The following is a 15287-nucleotide window of genomic DNA, read 5'->3' as shown; positions in this document are numbered from 1 at the left end:
GCGCAGCGTGGCGGTGACGGAGACGATGTTGCGGAACTGCGCCGTCGCCTCGTCGTCGTGGAATTCCAGGCCGTAGTCACCGAACAGCTCGCGGCGCGGGCGGGCGGCTACCTCCCAGCCCTTGCCGGTCAGGTAGTCGACGACGTTGCTGCGTTCGCCGTCGAAGAACAGGCCCGACAGGTCGATGTCGCAGCCGACTTTGGCCCACCTGTCGCTGAATTCCTGGGCGCGCTGCGACATCGTCGTGCCCGCGGCGGCAGGGTGGTACTCGGTGGCCAGCACGCTGCCGGCGGCACTGAGCTCGGTGATGTTGTCGAAGAGACGGTCCTGGGCCTCGGGCGGCAGGTACATCAGCAGGCCCTCGGCGCTCCATGAGGTCGGTTGCGTCGCATCAAAGCCGCTGTCGCGCAGCGCGGCCGGCCAGTCCTCGCGCAGATCGATGCCGACCGTGCGCCGCTCGGCGGTCGGCGCGGCGGCCAGGCTGGACATGGTGGCGCTCTTGAACTCGATGACGGCGGGTTGGTCGACCTCGTAGACCACGCTCCCGGGCGGCCAGCTCAGCCGGTAGGCGCGGGCGTCGAGGCCGGCCGCCAGGATCACGGCCTGGCGGACCCCGTCGCGGGCGGCGTTGAGGAAGAAGTCGTCGAAAAAACGGGTGCGCACGGCGATGGAGTCGGTCTCGAGCCCCAAATCCTTACCGCTGCCCTCGTAGCCATCGGATTCCGTGACCTCACCGTCGACCAGGCGTCGGAAGAAATCCAGACCGACGGCGCGCACCAGGGGCGCGGCGAACGGGTCGTGGATGATCGGGTTGCCGGCCTCGCTGGCCAGTGCGCGTGCCGCGGCGACCATTGTGGCCGTGGCACCGACGCTCGAGGCCAAGTCCCAGCTGTCCTGGTCAGTGCGTGTCATGGTGCTCCCAAGTTATTTAGCAAATGCAACGAGTCGGGAGGAACTCTACGCCTCACGGCTTACGGCTTCCTGTGTTTTTCCGCGCGCTACGGCGGCGGCGAACGTCCGATCAACGATGCCGCACGGGGCCATCGGAAGGCCGACGCGATGGCCCTGACCGGACCTGGGCATACCAGCTGTTAGTCTCGTACACGGTTTGACGCGCTGTAATTAAGGCGGCCGTACGTCCTGGCCTGCGGGTGTTGGGCGCGTGATGCAGGAAACCCCGGCTGCGCAGGAGGAAGAGTTGCTTTCCGCTTTCATCTCATCGCTGCGGACAGTCGACCTGAGACGGAAGATCCTCTTTACGCTTGGCATCGTCGTCTTGTATCGGGTCGGTGCCGCGTTGCCGTCCCCTGGCGTCAACTATCCGAACGTCCAGCAGTGCATCAAAGAGGCCAGCGGCGGAGCGGCCGGACAGATCTATTCGCTGATCAACCTGTTCTCCGGTGGTGCGCTGCTCAAACTCACCGTGTTCGCGGTCGGGGTGATGCCCTACATCACCGCGAGCATCATCGTGCAGTTGCTCACGGTGGTCATCCCACGGTTCGAGGAGCTGCGCAAGGAAGGCCAATCCGGCCAGGCCAAGATGACGCAGTACACCCGTTATCTGGCCATCGCGCTGGCCATCCTGCAGGCCACCAGCATCGTGGCCCTGGCGGCCAACGGCGGGCTGCTGCAGGGCTGCTCGCTCGACATCATCGCCGACCAGAGCATCTTCACCCTGGTCGTCATCGTGCTCGTGATGACCAGCGGCGCGGCGCTGGTGATGTGGATGGGTGAGCTGATCACCGAGCGCGGAATCGGCAACGGCATGTCCCTGCTGATCTTCGTGGGCATCGCGGCGCGCATCCCCGCCGAGGGCAAGCAGATCCTGGACAGCCGCGGCGGGATGATCTTCGGCGCCGTCCTGATCGCCGCGCTGGTCATCATCGTCGGCGTGGTGTTCGTCGAGCAGGGCCAGCGCCGGATCCCGGTCCAGTACGCCAAGCGCATGGTCGGCCGCCGCATGTACGGCGGAACGTCGACGTATCTGCCGCTCAAGGTCAACCAGGCCGGTGTTATCCCGGTGATCTTCGCGTCCTCGCTGATCTACATCCCGCACCTGATCACCCAGCTGATCCGCAGCGGCGCCGGCGGGGTCGGCAACAGCTGGTGGGACAAGTTCGTCGGCACCTACCTGTCCGACCCGAGCGACCCGGTGTACATCGCCATCTACTTCGGCCTGATCATCTTCTTCACGTACTTCTACGTCTCGATCACGTTCAATCCCGACGAGCGTGCCGACGAGATGAAGAAGTTCGGCGGGTTCATTCCCGGCATTCGGCCGGGCAAGCCGACGGCCGATTACCTGCGTTTCGTGCTGAGCCGGATCACGCTGCCGGGTTCGATCTACCTCGGCGCAATTTCGGTGCTGCCCAACTTGTTCTTGCAGATCGGCAATAGCGGGGCGGTTCAGAATCTGCCGTTCGGCGGTACCGCGGTGTTGATCATGATCGGCGTGGGCTTGGATACGGTCAAGCAGATCGAGAGTCAGCTCATGCAGCGCAACTATGAAGGGTTCCTCAAGTGAGAGTGGTTTTGCTGGGACCGCCGGGGGCGGGCAAGGGGACGCAGGCCCAGAAGCTCTCGGAGAAGCTGGGGGTCCCGCAAATCTCCACCGGCGAGCTGTTCCGTAGCAACATCGAGAACGGCACCAAGCTCGGCCTGGAGGCCAAGCGTTACCTCGACGCCGGCGACCTGGTGCCCTCGGAGTTGACCAACCAGCTCGTCGACGACCGGCTGAGCGATTCGGATGTGGCGAACGGTTTCATCCTGGACGGGTATCCGCGCTCGATCGAACAGGCCAAAGCGCTGCACGACATGCTGGGACGCCGGGGCACCGACGTCGACGCCGTGCTGGAATTCCGGGTCTCCGAAGACGAGTTGCTGCAGCGGCTGAAGGGCCGCGGGCGTGCCGACGACACCGACGACGTCATCCTGAACCGGATGAAGATCTACCGTGCCCAGACCGCGCCGCTGCTGGATTACTACCGCGACGAACTCAAGACGGTCGACGCCATCGGCTCCATGGACGAAGTGTTCGCCCGCGCGCTGCAGGCGCTGGGCAAGTAGGGATGAACCCGCTCGCGCGGCTGCGGGGTCGCAAGGTGGTGCCGCAGCGCAGTGCCGGCGAACTCGACGCGATGGCCGCGGCGGGCGCGGTGGTGGCGGCCGCGTTGCGGGCGGTCCACACGGCCGCGGTTTCCGGGGTGTCGACGCTCAGCCTGGACGAGATCGCCGAATCGGTGATCCGGGACGCGGGCGCGGTGCCGTCGTTCCTGGGCTATCACGGCTATCCCGCGTCGATCTGTGCGTCGGTCAACGAGCGCGTTGTGCACGGGATCCCTTCGGCCGCCGAGATTCTGGCGCCGGGTGACCTGGTGTCGATCGACTGCGGCGCGGTGCTCGATGGCTGGCACGGTGACGCCGCGGTCACCTTCGGAGTGGGGACGCTGGATGCGGCCGACGAAGCTCTGTCGCAGGCGACCAGGGAATCGCTGGAGGCCGGGATCGCGGCCATGGTGCCCGGTAACCGGCTGACCGACGTGTCGCACGCCATCGAGATGGGCACGCGCGACGCCGAGGCCCGCCATTCGCGGGCGTTCGGGATCGTCGAGGGCTACGGCGGCCACGGCATCGGCCGCCAGATGCACATGGACCCGTTCCTGCCCAACGAGGGCTCTCCGGGACGCGGCCCTCTGCTTGCCGCCGGGTCGGTACTGGCCATCGAACCGATGCTGACGCTGGGAACCGGCAAGACCGTGGTGCTCGACGACCACTGGACGGTCACCACCACCGACGGGTCGCGGGCGGCACACTGGGAGCACACCGTCGCGGTCACCGACGCCGGCCCACGCGTCCTGACCTCGGCATAGTGGCCGACTAGCCTTGAACTAAACGCCCACTCACCTCGTTTCCCCGGCAGGAGGTGATCGAGTGGCTCGGGTTTCTGGCAGTCGCGGAGTGACCGGCGCTGCCGAGGCCGCTCTGATGAAGGCGCTTTACGACGAACACGCCGCGGTTCTGTGGCGCTACGCGCTGCGGCTGACGGGGGACGCGAGCCAGGCCGAGGATGTGGTCCAGGAAACGCTGCTGCGGGCGTGGCAACACCCCGAGGTCGTCGGCGACACCGAGCGCTCGGCTCGGGCGTGGTTGTTCACCGTGGCCCGCAACATGATCATCGACGACCGGCGCAGCGCGCGGTTTCGCAACGTCGTCGGCTCCACGGACGTCTCGGGTGCGCCCGAACAGTCCACACCGGACGAGGTCAACGCGGCGCTGGACCGTTTGCTGATAGCGGACGCGATGGCCCAATTGTCCGCCGAGCACCGAGCGGTGATCGAACGGTCCTACTACCGCGGTTGGACCACCACACAGACTGCTGCAGACCTAGGAATCGCAGAGGGAACAGTGAAGTCGCGACTACACTATGCTGTGCGGGCGTTGCGGCTCACTCTGCAGGAACTTGGGGTTACCCGATGAGGGGCTCCGAATGCGCGAGGGGTGAGAGAGATGGATGAAATGAGGACGCCGGTACGCGATATCGGCCCTCCCGAAGATCGTTACGCGATGTGGGATGCCGCATACGTGTTGGGCTCTTTGTCGGCCGCGCAACGGCGCGAGTTCGAGACGCACATGGCGCAGTGTCCGGCCTGCCGGTCCGCCGTCGCCGATCTCAGCGGCGTGCCGGCCCTGCTGTCACAACTCGACCGTGACGAGGTGGCCGCGATCGACCAATCCGGTCCGGCCCCTCAGATCTCTGCGGAATTGCTGCCGTCCCTGCTGGCGACGGTCCGGTGGCGGCGGCGCCGCACCCGGGTAGTGACCTGGGTGGCGTCGGCGGCCGCGGCCGCGGTGCTGGCCATCGCGGTGCTCGTCGGACTTCAGGGTTGGTCGTCGACCCCGTCGCAGCAGATGACCGCGTCTTCGGCGCCGATGGCGCAGGTGGGCACCAGCCTGCTCACGTCGACAATCGCCGTCAGCGGCCAGCACTGGGGGACGTCCATCAACCTGCGCTGCGTGTGCCTGGCTCCGCTGACCGCGCACCATGACACGCTCGCGATGGTCGTGCTGGGGCGTGATGGCAGCCAGACCCGGCTGGCGACATGGGTGGCCGTACCCGGCCACACGGCGACGCCGGCGGGTGCCATCTCGACTCCGGTCGACCAGATCGCCGCCGTGCAGGTGGTTGCCGCCGACACCGGACAAGTGTTGTTGCAGCGTTCGCTGTAAACACCGCGCGGTGAACCCACCGCCCTCGCGTGTCGTTACACAGGCATGCCAGGGACCCACCGCGCGGCCGCGACTCGGGACAGCGTCGACGCCGTTGTCATCGGAGCCGGGCCCGCGGGGCTGGCCGTCGCACGGCAACTCGGCCATCGGCACGGTGTCACAGCGCTCGTGCTCGACCGCGCGGCGGCCCCCGCGAACTCCTGGCGCACGCGTTATGACGACTTTCGCCTCAACACGACCGGGTTCTTGTCTCACCTACCGGGACAACGTATCCCGTTGAGCGCCGGCCGATGGCCCACCAAGGAGGACATGGTCCGCTACTTCGATCGCTACGTCGTACAGCAGAAGATCCCACTCATGCTGGGGTGCGAAGTCCACTCGGTCGACCGTTGCGGGGGAGTGTGGCAGCTCGACACGTCATCGGGCGAAGTCCTAAGCCGCACAATAATTCTCGCCACGGGCAACTACGATGCACCGGCCGCTCCTTGCTGGCCGGGGCTTGATTGCTTCCAAGGCGAGCTCGTTCACTCCGGGAAGTTCGTCAACGCGTGGCCGTACCGCGGCCGAGACGTCCTCGTGGTCGGGGCGGGTAACTCGGCGGCCGACATCGCGGTGCAGCTGGCCAACGACGGCGCCGGCCGGATCTGGCTGGCGGTGCGCACACCACCGCACCTGGTGCGCCGGGCCATCGGCGGGTTCCCGTCGGACATCTTCCTCGAGCTGTCCGCAAGGATCCCCGCCCGCGTGGTCGATCCGTTGATCGCCCGTGCGACCCGCCTGATGTGGGGCGACCTGTCCCCCTACGGTTTTCAGCGACCCACGGTCGGCCTCAAAGCGACAGTCGAGACACGGGGCCGCATCCCCACGCTGGCCGACGGGCTAATCGACGCGGTTCGAGCGCGGCGCGTCGAAGTCGTAGGCGCCGTCACCCGGCTGGAATCCGGCTCCGTCATCCTCGCCGACGGCACATCGGTGACGCCCGAGGTGATCATCGCCGCAACCGGCTTCGAGACGAACCTGCGCGGTTTGGTCGGCCACCTCGGTGTCCTCGACGAGCACGGCAACCCGCGCGGCGGCTTCGCCTGCCACGTCGGGGAGGGAATGTTCGCGATCGGATACGGGATTCCGCCGAATGGTCCGCTGCGGGCCATCCGGCTGGCCGCCACGCCGCTGGCCGCGAAGGTCGCGGCCTACCTCAGGCGGTCGCAGGACAGCGAACAACTGGCGCCGGTTTAAGGAACGCAAATGAATCTGCTCACCAAGCAACACACTTTCTTCCGCGGCGAAGCGGGCTACGAAGCGGCCCGTCTCGATACGGTATGGAACGGCCTTGTGCCGGAACGATTCCCGGACGTCATCGTCCAGGCGCACAACGCCGACGACGTGGACTCGGCGCTGCGTTATGCGCGGGCGAACGGGCATCGCGTCGGGGTATGTTCGGGCGGGCGCAGCTGGGTCGCCAACCACCTTCGCGACGGCGGCCTGCTGCTGGACGTTAGCCACCTCGATCATTGCAGTGTCGATCCGGAACGGATGACCGCGGACGTCGGCCCGGGAAAGATCGCCAGCGTCTTCGCGGCCGAACTCGACGCGCAAAACCTGTTCTTTCCCGCGGGCCATTGCGAGGGGATCTGCCTCGGTGGTTATCTGCTGCAAGGCGGCTACGGCTGGAACAGCAGGGCCCTCGGACCGGCGTGCGAGAGCGTGCTGGGGCTGGAGGTCATCACCGCGGACGGCGAGCACTTCTATTGCGATCCCGAGAATAATCCCGACTTGTATTGGGCCGCACGCGGTTCGGGCCCCGGCTTCTTCGGTGTGGTGACCTCGTTCAAGCTACGGGTCTATCCGCGTCCGGCGGTGTGGGGCACCTGCCTGTACATGTACCCCATCGAGCTTGCCGACGAGGTCTTCACGTGGGCGCGCTCGATCAGCGGCGAGCTCGATCACCGGGTCGAACTGCAGATGCATACCGCCCGTAGCTTCCCGGGAGCCGGCCTGGAGGAGCCGGGCATCACGATCGCCTCGCCCGTCTTCGCCGATTCGGAGGACGAGGCGGCCAAAGCCCTTGCCCCGCTGGGCAGTTGCCCGGTTATCGATAAGGCGATCGTCGGCCTTCCCTACGCGCCGACAACCCTGGCCAATTGGTATACGGCCGTGATGACCAGTTACCCGAAGGGCCACCGCTACATCGCGGACAGCATGTTCACCTCGGCTTCCGCCGAAGAACTACTGCCCGGCATCCGCCGGATCATCGAAACGATGCCGCCGCACCCCTCACACTTCATCTTCACGGGCTGGAAGACGTCGCCGAGCCGCACCGACATGGTCTATGGCCTCGAAGACGACATCTACATGGCGCTGTACACCATCTGGCAGGATCCGGCGGACGACGAACGGTACCGCGACTGGGCCGCGTCCAACATGGCCGCCATGTCGCACCTGGCGACCGGTATCGCGCTCGCGGACGAGAACCTGTGCCGGCGCCCCGCGCGATTCATCACCGAACCGAACATGGCACGGCTGGACCGCGTGCGCGCCGCCTACGACCCGGATGGCCGCTTCCACAGCTATTTGACACGTATCTAAAAGCGCTGGCAATCAGCGGGATCCCGCTCAGGGAGTGAACTGAAGTTACCCGCGGGTCGTGTTACTGGCATCGTCATAAGTTAGGTGAGCAGATGTCGAGGCAACACCGGGTGGTCGACCACATCGTCGAGCATCTCGCGAGGACCGACGCCGATTACATATTCGGTGTCGACGGCGCCAACATCGAAGACCTCTACGACGCCGCACACTTCTGCGCAGACATCACCGCCGTGCTGGCCAAGCATGAATTCTCCGCGGCCACGATGGCCGACGGATACAGCCGCAGCGGCGCCGGCCTGGGCGTAGTGGCGGCGACTTCTGGTGGGGGTGCCCTCAATCTTGTTCCCGGCCTTGGGGAGTCGTTGGCCAGCCGTGTCCCGGTGTTGGCGCTGGTGGGCCAGCCGGCGACCACGATGGACGGGCGAGGCAGCTTCCAGGACACCAGCGGCCGCAATGGCTCGCTGGATGCCGAGGCGCTGTTCTCGGCGGTATCGGTCTGGTGCCGCCGGGTGCTGACGCCCTCCGACATCGTCACCGCACTGCCCGAGGCCATCGCGGCCGCACGCGGCGGTGGCCCGGCTGTCCTGTTGTTGCCCAAGGACGTTCAGCAGAAGCCGGTGACGGTCGTCGGTCGCGATGGGCATACCACCGGTCCGTCGGCGGCGCCCCGGATCGGTGATCTGGATCCGGTATTGCGCGCGCTACGGGCCGCCGACGGGCCGGTCACGATCATCGCCGGCGAGCAGGTTGCCCGCGACGATGCCCGAGCGGAGCTGGAGACGCTGCGCGCCACGCTGCGGGCGCGGGTGGCATGCGTGCCCGACGCCAAAGACGTCGCAGGAACGCCAGGTTCGGGCTCGTCGTCGGCCCTGGGTGTGACCGGTGTGATGGGGCATCCCGGCGTGGCCGAGGCGGTCGCTAACAGCACGGTGTGCTTGGTGGTGGGCACCCGCCTGTCGGTGACGGCCCGGGCGGGCCTCGACGAGGTGCTGACGGCCGCGCGGACGGTGTCGATCGGGTCGGCGGCGCCGTACCTCGATTGCACCCACGTGTACACGGACGACCTGCGGACCTCCTTGCGCATGGTGGCCATGGAACTGTCCGGCCACGGGCGGCCGAGGGGCCTGCGGGTGCCCGATTTCGTGACCGACACCGAACTGCGTCCACCGCCCCATCGCGGTCCGGGTGTGCGCTACCGCGATGCGCTCAGCGTGCTGGACCGGGTGCTGCCCGACGGTGTGGACATCGTCGTCGACGCGGGCAACACCGGTGCGGCGGCCATTCACCACCTGCCGGTCCGCCGTGGCGGGCGGTTCGCCGTCGCGCTCGGCATGGGGGGCATGGGCTACAGCTTCGGTGCCGCCATCGGGATGGCTTTCGGCCGTGCCGCGGACAGCCGGTTCAGCCGGCGCACGGTAGTCATAGCCGGCGACGGCGCATTCTTCATGCACGGCATGGAAGTTCACACGGCGGTGCAGTATCGGCTGCCGGTGACGTTCGTCTTGTTCAACAACAACGCCCACGCCATGTGCGTGACCCGCGAACAGCTGTTCTACGACGACCTGTACAGCTACAACCGGTTCGGTCCCAGCCGGCTGGGCGCCGGATTGGCGGCGATGTTCCCGGGACTGTCGGCGATAGACGTGGCCGACGTCGACGGGCTGGCTGCCGTGCTCGAAGGGGCGATGACCACGGACGGCCCCTCGGTGATCAGCATTGAGTGCTCCGCCGACGAAATCCCGCCCTTTGCAACATTTTTGAATCAGCAAGCGGCCAAATTCATTGGCCGACCGACACCTCACGAAGGGGAAAGATCAGATGTCCCTGCCAGCGCTTGACGACATTCACGTTCACACCGGCACCACCGAGCCGATCGAGGGGCTGGTCCGGATCGAGAGCTCGCCGCTGGAGAAGACCGCCCCGATGTTCATGGCCCAGATGCGGTCTGTGTACCCGCACGACGAGGTCTTCGGGCGATACTGCACTGTCAGCGACTACGTCGACTGCCCACCCGACGAGCTGTTCGAATACCTGGCCGATACGCGCAGCCTCGAGGAGTGGACGTACACGCTGCGCGACTTCACCCCCACCGACGAGCCCGGGCTGTGGCTGGCCTACGACCGGTTGCTCCCGGATACCAAGATCTTCACCCGAACGGTGGCCAACGCCGAGGCGCGCACCGTCGACTATCACTGCGCCTGGGACCAGAGTCAGCACCTCTGGATGATCTACCTGATGCGGGTCGTCGACGCGCAGATGGTACTGAACAAGCCCGGTTCCGTTGTGCTGTGGACCAATTGCCACCACCCCTTCTACGACAACAACCCGTACACCGACGCCGCGCCGCCGGATCGGACGGGCTGGGTTGGTGACTTTTGGGACATCTTCGGTGCCGGTCACGGAGTGGAACTGCACAACCTCAAGACGATCGCCGAGTATCGCCACCGCAACGGCCTGCCGATCACGCCGGTCTGGATGAGATGAGCACCGCGAAATGAAGCAACCAACCGCGAGCCTGACCGACGTCTCCACCTACCTGCCCGGAGAACCCATCGGCGCAGGCTATTACGCGAAGTTCGCCGGCTCCGATGAGCTGGCCGACAACCTGATGTTCCGCGCCCCTAAGTTCCGCCATCACGTCGCGGCCGATGAAACCGCGGTCGACATGGTCGAGCAGGCCGCCGCGGGTGTCATCGAACGGAACGGCCACGACGTCATCTCCAACGTGGACGTGCTGATCACCCACACTCAGATGCCCGACATGCCGTTCTACGGCGGGGGTGGCAGCATCGCGCACCGTCTCGGCATGCGACCCAACTGGGTGTTGGATCTGCACAACGGCGGGTGCGCGGCGTTCGTGCTGGGGCTCAAGGTGGCCCGTCGGCTCCTGATGTCCGGCGAGGGGCGCACCGCGCTCATCGCCGTCGCGCAGAACGCCGCGGGACAGATCTTCGATCAACCCGGCGTGCGGGCGAAGGCGCAGTCGTCGGTGCCCGGTGACGGCGCCGCCGTCGGCCTTGTCACCCTGTCCGACGATTCACCGATTCTCGACGTCGAGTGCCGCACCTACGGCGAATACGCCGGCGACATGACGATCGCCGTCGACCCGCCCCGGAAATGGTGGCAACCCGGACCGGGTGAAGGCTGCATCGGTTTCACCGAAAGCAAGATCACCAAGGTGTTGGCGCGCGGCAACAGGCAGGTCCCCGAGGTCGCGCTCGCGGTCTGCGACCGGATCGGGTTGCGCTCCAATGAGATCGATCTACTGGTGACCAATCAACCCAATCGGGTGTTCTTGCGTAACTGGCGGGAGGCGCTCGACGTGCCGGCCGAACGTCATCGCGACACCTTCGACGAGTGCGGCAACCTGTTCGGCGCCGGCATCCCCATCAACCTCGACCGTGCCATATCCGACGGTCAGCTCAAGGCCGGCGATGTGGTGATGATGGCGGCGTTCGCGCACGCCGGCGACTTCGCGGGCGCGGCCGCGGTCCGGTGGGGCGGGCGAGACTGATGTCGGTCGTGCTGGACGCGGACCCCGTCGAGATGGGTGGCGCACTGCCGGACGCGATCGATCCGCTGGCGCTGTCCCTCAACGAGAACCCGTTCCCGCCGCTGCCGGCCGTGCGGTCGGCGTTGATTCGCTCGATCGACGCCGCCAACCGTTATCCCGAATTCCGGCCCGAACGGATGCGGACCCTCGTCGCCGGGCACGTCGGGGTCGGCGACGAGCAGGTCGTGCTCGGAGCCGGGGCGAGTGGCGTGGCGATGCAGGTCCTGCACGCGGTGACGCGGCCCGGCGACCGAGTTGTGTTGAGCGAGCCCACATTCGACGGCTACCCGATATTCGCGCAGATGGCCCACCTGACGCCGGTCAGCGTTCCGCTCGACCAATCCGGTCACCACGACCTACGGGCCATGGCCGAGGCGGCGGCGGACGCGAAGGTCGTCGTGCTGTGCCGGCCGCACAATCCGACCGGCACGATGGAACCCGTCCCGGAGGTCGAGCGATTCCTGCGCCGCGTGCCGGACGACACCGTCGTGCTGCTCGACGAGGCCTACATCGAATTCGTCGCCCCACAGCACCGCGTCGGCGGGCCGGATCTGGTGCGGCGCTTCGGAAATGTCGTGGTGTTGCGGACGTTCTCGAAGGCCTACGGGTTGGCCGGACTTCGTATCGGCTACGGGTTCGCCTCACCGGAGCTCGCCGCGATCCTGTGGAAGATGCAATTGCCGTTTGGCATGGGGATCACCAGCCTGGTCGCGGTGGCCGCATCCTATGCGGCCGACGACCAGTTGCGGCAACGCATTCTGCGGATCGCCGGTGAGCGACAATATTTGTCTCGGCGCCTCGCTGCGCTAGGGGTGCGCACTACCGACGGACACGCCAACTTCGTCTACCTGCCGCCCGTCGGGCGGCACTGGCAACAGGTGTTCGGTGACGCCGGACTGAAGGTCAGGCCCTACCCCGACGGAGGCGCGCGGATCACCGTCGGGAGCCGCGCATCCACCCGCGCGGTGCTGACCGCAGTGGCAAAGTCACAAGCCTGAGGAAAATCGCGGCCAAAGTGCGGTAAGAAAGGGCGTGGCCCCTTCTGCATCCGACAAACCCGACCCGATCGCACAGGCGAGGGCGAACTGGACGCGTGCCGGCTGGGGTGACGTGGCGCCGGGCATGGTGGCGGTGACCTCCGTGATGCGGGCTCACCAGATCCTGCTCGCCCGCGTCGAGAACGCGCTGCGCCCCTACGACTTGAGCTTTTCCCGCTTCGAGTTGTTGCGGCTCCTGGCGTTCAGCCGCAGCGGCGCGCTGCCCATCACCAAGGCGTCCGACCGCCTGCAGGTCCACGTCACCAGCGTCACGCATGCGATCCGTCGGCTGGAAGCCAACGGGCTGGTGCAGCGGGTGCCCCACCCCACCGACGGGCGCACCACACTCGTGCAGATTACCGATTTGGGGCGCTCGACCGTCGAGGACGCCACCATCACGCTCAACGAGCAGGTGTTCGGTGACATCGGGATCGACGCCGACGAGTCCGAAGCGCTCGTATCGTCCATTGAGACGCTGCGGCGCAACGCCGGCGACTTTTGAACCTCTCGCCGACGTCCTACGTGGTAGCGGTAGGAGGTCTGCGATGAACCTTGGCCCTGCGCGGAACTGACACCGATGCCGCTTCGCATCCTTGTCGTCGGTGCCGGTGTCGGCGGCATTTCCGTTGCCCGCGGGCTCATGCGCGACGGGCATGACGTCACCCTCTTCGAGCGACGGCCGGATTCGCAGCCGGGTGGGGGCGCCGTAACCATTTGGCCCAATGGCGCAAGGGTTTTGGATCAGCTCGGTGTCGATATGGAAGGCGCCGGGCAGCTACTGTCCACCGTGCGCGTCAAGACACCCACGGGTCGCCGAATCGCAACGGTGGACCTGACGACGATCACGGCGCGATTGGGCGCACCGGTCCGGATGGTCCCGCGTCGACTCCTGCTCGAACGCCTGCTGAAAGGGTTTGCCGCAGAGCGCATTCGGTTCAACCGCCGTGCTATCGGTTTCGTCAACACCCAGAGTGGGGTGCGGGTCGAATTCGACGACGGCACCTCGGCCGAAGGGGATCTGCTGATCGGCGCGGACGGTCTGCACTCGAGGGTCCGTGATCATGTGGGCGGGCCGGCCGCGCGGCCCACGGGCTGGTGCAGCTGGCAGGGGCTTGTGTCGCTTCCGGGCAACGTCGACCGAAACGTCGCGCTCATGATCATCGGCGAGCATGGAAACCTTGGCCTGTGGCCAGCGGGAGGGTCGAATCTGCAGTGGTGGTTTGACTTGCCGTGGACGCCCGACTTCGTCAGGCCGCCACGTCCGGTCGACACGCTGCGTTCCCATTTCACCGGATGGTCCGATCTTGTCGACCGTGTGCTGCTGACGCTGAACGACGAGGATCTTGCCCCTTCGCCATTCCCGCATTTCCGGCATCCGATTCTCCGCGCGGGCCGTGGCGCTGTCACCCTGCTCGGCGATGCCGCCCACACGATGCCGCCGACCCTTGCGCAGGGGACAAACCAGGCGCTGCTCGACACGATGGTGTTGTGCAAGGCGCTTTCGAATCTCGATCGGACAATCCTTCCCGGCGGGAGGCATCAGCTCGCGAGCGCGCTGCGCTGGTATGAAAAGACCCGGCGGCGCCAGGTCAAGGCCGTGTCCTGGGTGACCACGCAGCAGGTGTCCCGCAGCGAGTCCATGCTGAGGCCGGCGGCAATGATCTCGGACCGGGTGATGACGTGGGCGCTGGCGTCGTTCCTGCACAAGGTGAGCCACACCCGGATGTCCGCGGCGATCAGTCGAGACCTCGCGGCCGTAGCGCCCGCGCGCGTCTGAACGGAGGTGAGGTGATGTCGACGAGCGCCAAGGTGCCGCCTCCGCGGCTGGCCCGCGTTGTCGAATGGGTCCGCCATCGCCTGTATCGGCTACATCAACGGCTGGTGCCCCCGCCCGCGGCGATGATGGAAATGATCACCGCCACTTGGGCTTCGCAGGCGATCACCGTCGCGGCCCAATTGGGCGTCGCCGACGCGCTGGCCAAGGGCCCGCTGCCGATCGAGGAACTGGCAGACCAGGTGGGCGCGGACGCCGACGCCCTGCGACGGTTGCTGCGCGCCCTGATCGGTCGCGGGGTTTTCCGCCGCCGCCGCGACGGTCGCTATGAGCTTAATGCCCTTGCGGCGACACTGTGTTCGGATGCACCGGTGTCGACAACGTCCGCGGCGCGGTTCTACGGGTCCCGGGAGCAGCGCGAACGATGGACGCTGCTCGTTGATTCCGTCCGCACCGGTCTGTCCGTCGTCCCGGCGCTGCACGGCAAGGACAGCTTCGCCTACTTCGCCGACGAGCCCGAGCTCGCCGAGCTCTTCAACCAGACGATGACGAACATTTCGGAGCTGACCACGGCGTCGGTGGTCGCCGGTTACGACTTCAGCGCCTACCCCACGATTGTCGACGTCGGCGGTGGTCACGGCCCGCTGCTGGCCGCCGTCCTCGCGGCGGCGCCCGGTTCCCGCGGCGTGCTGTACGACTTGCCCTCGGTCGTCGCGAGCGCGCTCCCATTGTTCGAAAGGCACCGTGTGGCCGACCGGGTGTGCATCGCGGAGGGATCGTTTTTCGACACCGTTCCGGGTGGGGGTGACGCCTACATCCTCAAGAACATCGTCCACGACTGGCGCGACGACATGGCGGTCCGAATCCTGCGCAACGTTCGCGCAGCGGCGGGCCCGCAGGCCAGGGTGCTACTGGTCGAAATGGTCATCCCGGAGCACGACCGTGACTTCCCTGGAAACTGGGTGGACCTGGAGATGCTGCTGAACCTGGGCGCGCGGGAACGCACGGCGGCCGAGTACCGATATCTGCTGAGCGAAGCGGGGTTTGAGATGACGAGGGTGGTACGAACCGCTTCACCGCTCAGCGTCGTGGAAGCCAAGCTCGCGTGAGT

The 15287-nt window shown here is 66.7% G+C and carries 15 protein-coding genes; 14 read left to right on the top strand and 1 reads right to left on the bottom strand.

All coding sequences use genetic code 11. The features are described 5' to 3' along the window. On the bottom strand, nt 1-912 hold a 912-nt coding region (locus A5652_RS01825), incomplete at its 3' end, for a class I SAM-dependent methyltransferase (protein ID WP_067346040.1). A 286-nt stretch (nt 913-1198) separates the two neighbouring features. Between A5652_RS01825 and secY the strand changes: the two genes are divergently transcribed. The 14 genes from secY (at nt 1199) to A5652_RS01755 (ending at nt 15285) form a co-directional block, all read left to right on the top strand. Next, complete coding sequence (gene secY, locus A5652_RS01820) at nt 1199-2524, top strand: preprotein translocase subunit SecY (protein ID WP_067346052.1); 1326 nt, start codon at nt 1199-1201, stop codon at nt 2522-2524. Next, nucleotides 2521-3066: an adenylate kinase gene (locus A5652_RS01815; RefSeq protein WP_067346038.1), complete on the top strand. Its 546-nt coding sequence runs from the start codon at nt 2521-2523 to the stop codon at nt 3064-3066. Before secY ends, A5652_RS01815 begins: the two co-directional genes overlap by 4 nt. Nucleotides 3067-3068: 2 nt before the next feature. After that, entirely contained in the window at nt 3069-3869 is an 801-nt protein-coding gene (gene map, locus A5652_RS01810) for a type I methionyl aminopeptidase (RefSeq protein ID WP_067346036.1), read from the top strand. A gap of 61 nt (nt 3870-3930) precedes the next feature. Continuing rightward, a complete protein-coding gene (locus tag A5652_RS01805) occupies nt 3931-4476 on the top strand; it encodes a sigma-70 family RNA polymerase sigma factor (protein ID WP_082983731.1) in 546 nt (181 codons plus the stop codon). A gap of 39 nt (nt 4477-4515) precedes the next feature. Then, on the top strand, nt 4516-5226 hold the full coding sequence (locus A5652_RS01800; protein WP_067346047.1) for an anti-sigma factor: 711 nt from the start codon (nt 4516-4518) through the stop codon (nt 5224-5226). 45 nt (nt 5227-5271) lie between these two features. After that, nucleotides 5272-6462: an NAD(P)/FAD-dependent oxidoreductase gene (locus tag A5652_RS01795; protein WP_067346034.1), complete on the top strand. Its 1191-nt coding sequence runs from the start codon at nt 5272-5274 to the stop codon at nt 6460-6462. A 9-nt stretch (nt 6463-6471) separates the two neighbouring features. Further along, nucleotides 6472-7812, top strand: coding sequence for an FAD-binding oxidoreductase (locus A5652_RS01790; RefSeq protein ID WP_067346032.1), 1341 nt, complete (start codon nt 6472-6474; stop codon nt 7810-7812). 92 nt (nt 7813-7904) lie between these two features. Further along, on the top strand, nt 7905-9650 hold the full coding sequence (locus A5652_RS01785; protein WP_067346030.1) for a thiamine pyrophosphate-binding protein: 1746 nt from the start codon (nt 7905-7907) through the stop codon (nt 9648-9650). Then, nucleotides 9631-10296 carry a hypothetical protein gene (locus tag A5652_RS01780; RefSeq protein ID WP_067346027.1) on the top strand — a complete coding sequence of 222 codons (666 nt, stop codon included), beginning with the start codon at nt 9631-9633 and terminating at the stop codon, nt 10294-10296. Before A5652_RS01785 ends, A5652_RS01780 begins: the two co-directional genes overlap by 20 nt. Nucleotides 10297-10306: 10 nt before the next feature. Further along, nucleotides 10307-11326, top strand: coding sequence for a 3-oxoacyl-ACP synthase III family protein (locus A5652_RS01775; RefSeq protein WP_067346024.1), 1020 nt, complete (start codon nt 10307-10309; stop codon nt 11324-11326). After that, nucleotides 11326-12363 carry a histidinol-phosphate transaminase gene (locus A5652_RS01770; protein WP_067346022.1) on the top strand — a complete coding sequence of 346 codons (1038 nt, stop codon included), beginning with the start codon at nt 11326-11328 and terminating at the stop codon, nt 12361-12363. Before A5652_RS01775 ends, A5652_RS01770 begins: the two co-directional genes overlap by 1 nt. A gap of 34 nt (nt 12364-12397) precedes the next feature. After that, nucleotides 12398-12904 (top strand): MarR family winged helix-turn-helix transcriptional regulator, encoded by a 507-nt coding sequence (locus A5652_RS01765; RefSeq protein WP_067346020.1) that lies wholly within the window; start codon nt 12398-12400, stop codon nt 12902-12904. A 75-nt stretch (nt 12905-12979) separates the two neighbouring features. Continuing rightward, nucleotides 12980-14179 (top strand): NAD(P)/FAD-dependent oxidoreductase, encoded by a 1200-nt coding sequence (locus A5652_RS01760; RefSeq protein WP_067346018.1) that lies wholly within the window; start codon nt 12980-12982, stop codon nt 14177-14179. Nucleotides 14180-14193: 14 nt separating this feature from the next. Next, on the top strand, nt 14194-15285 hold the full coding sequence (locus tag A5652_RS01755; RefSeq protein WP_067346015.1) for a methyltransferase: 1092 nt from the start codon (nt 14194-14196) through the stop codon (nt 15283-15285). Nucleotides 15286-15287 lie beyond the last annotated feature (2 nt).

Origin of the sequence: Mycobacterium sp. 1165178.9 (genome assembly GCF_001673555.1) — a bacterium.
Classification (GTDB): Bacteria; Actinomycetota; Actinomycetes; order Mycobacteriales; family Mycobacteriaceae; genus Mycobacterium.
Note: the sequence above shows the minus strand (reverse complement) of the source record. Positions and strands in the feature narration are given on the sequence as shown.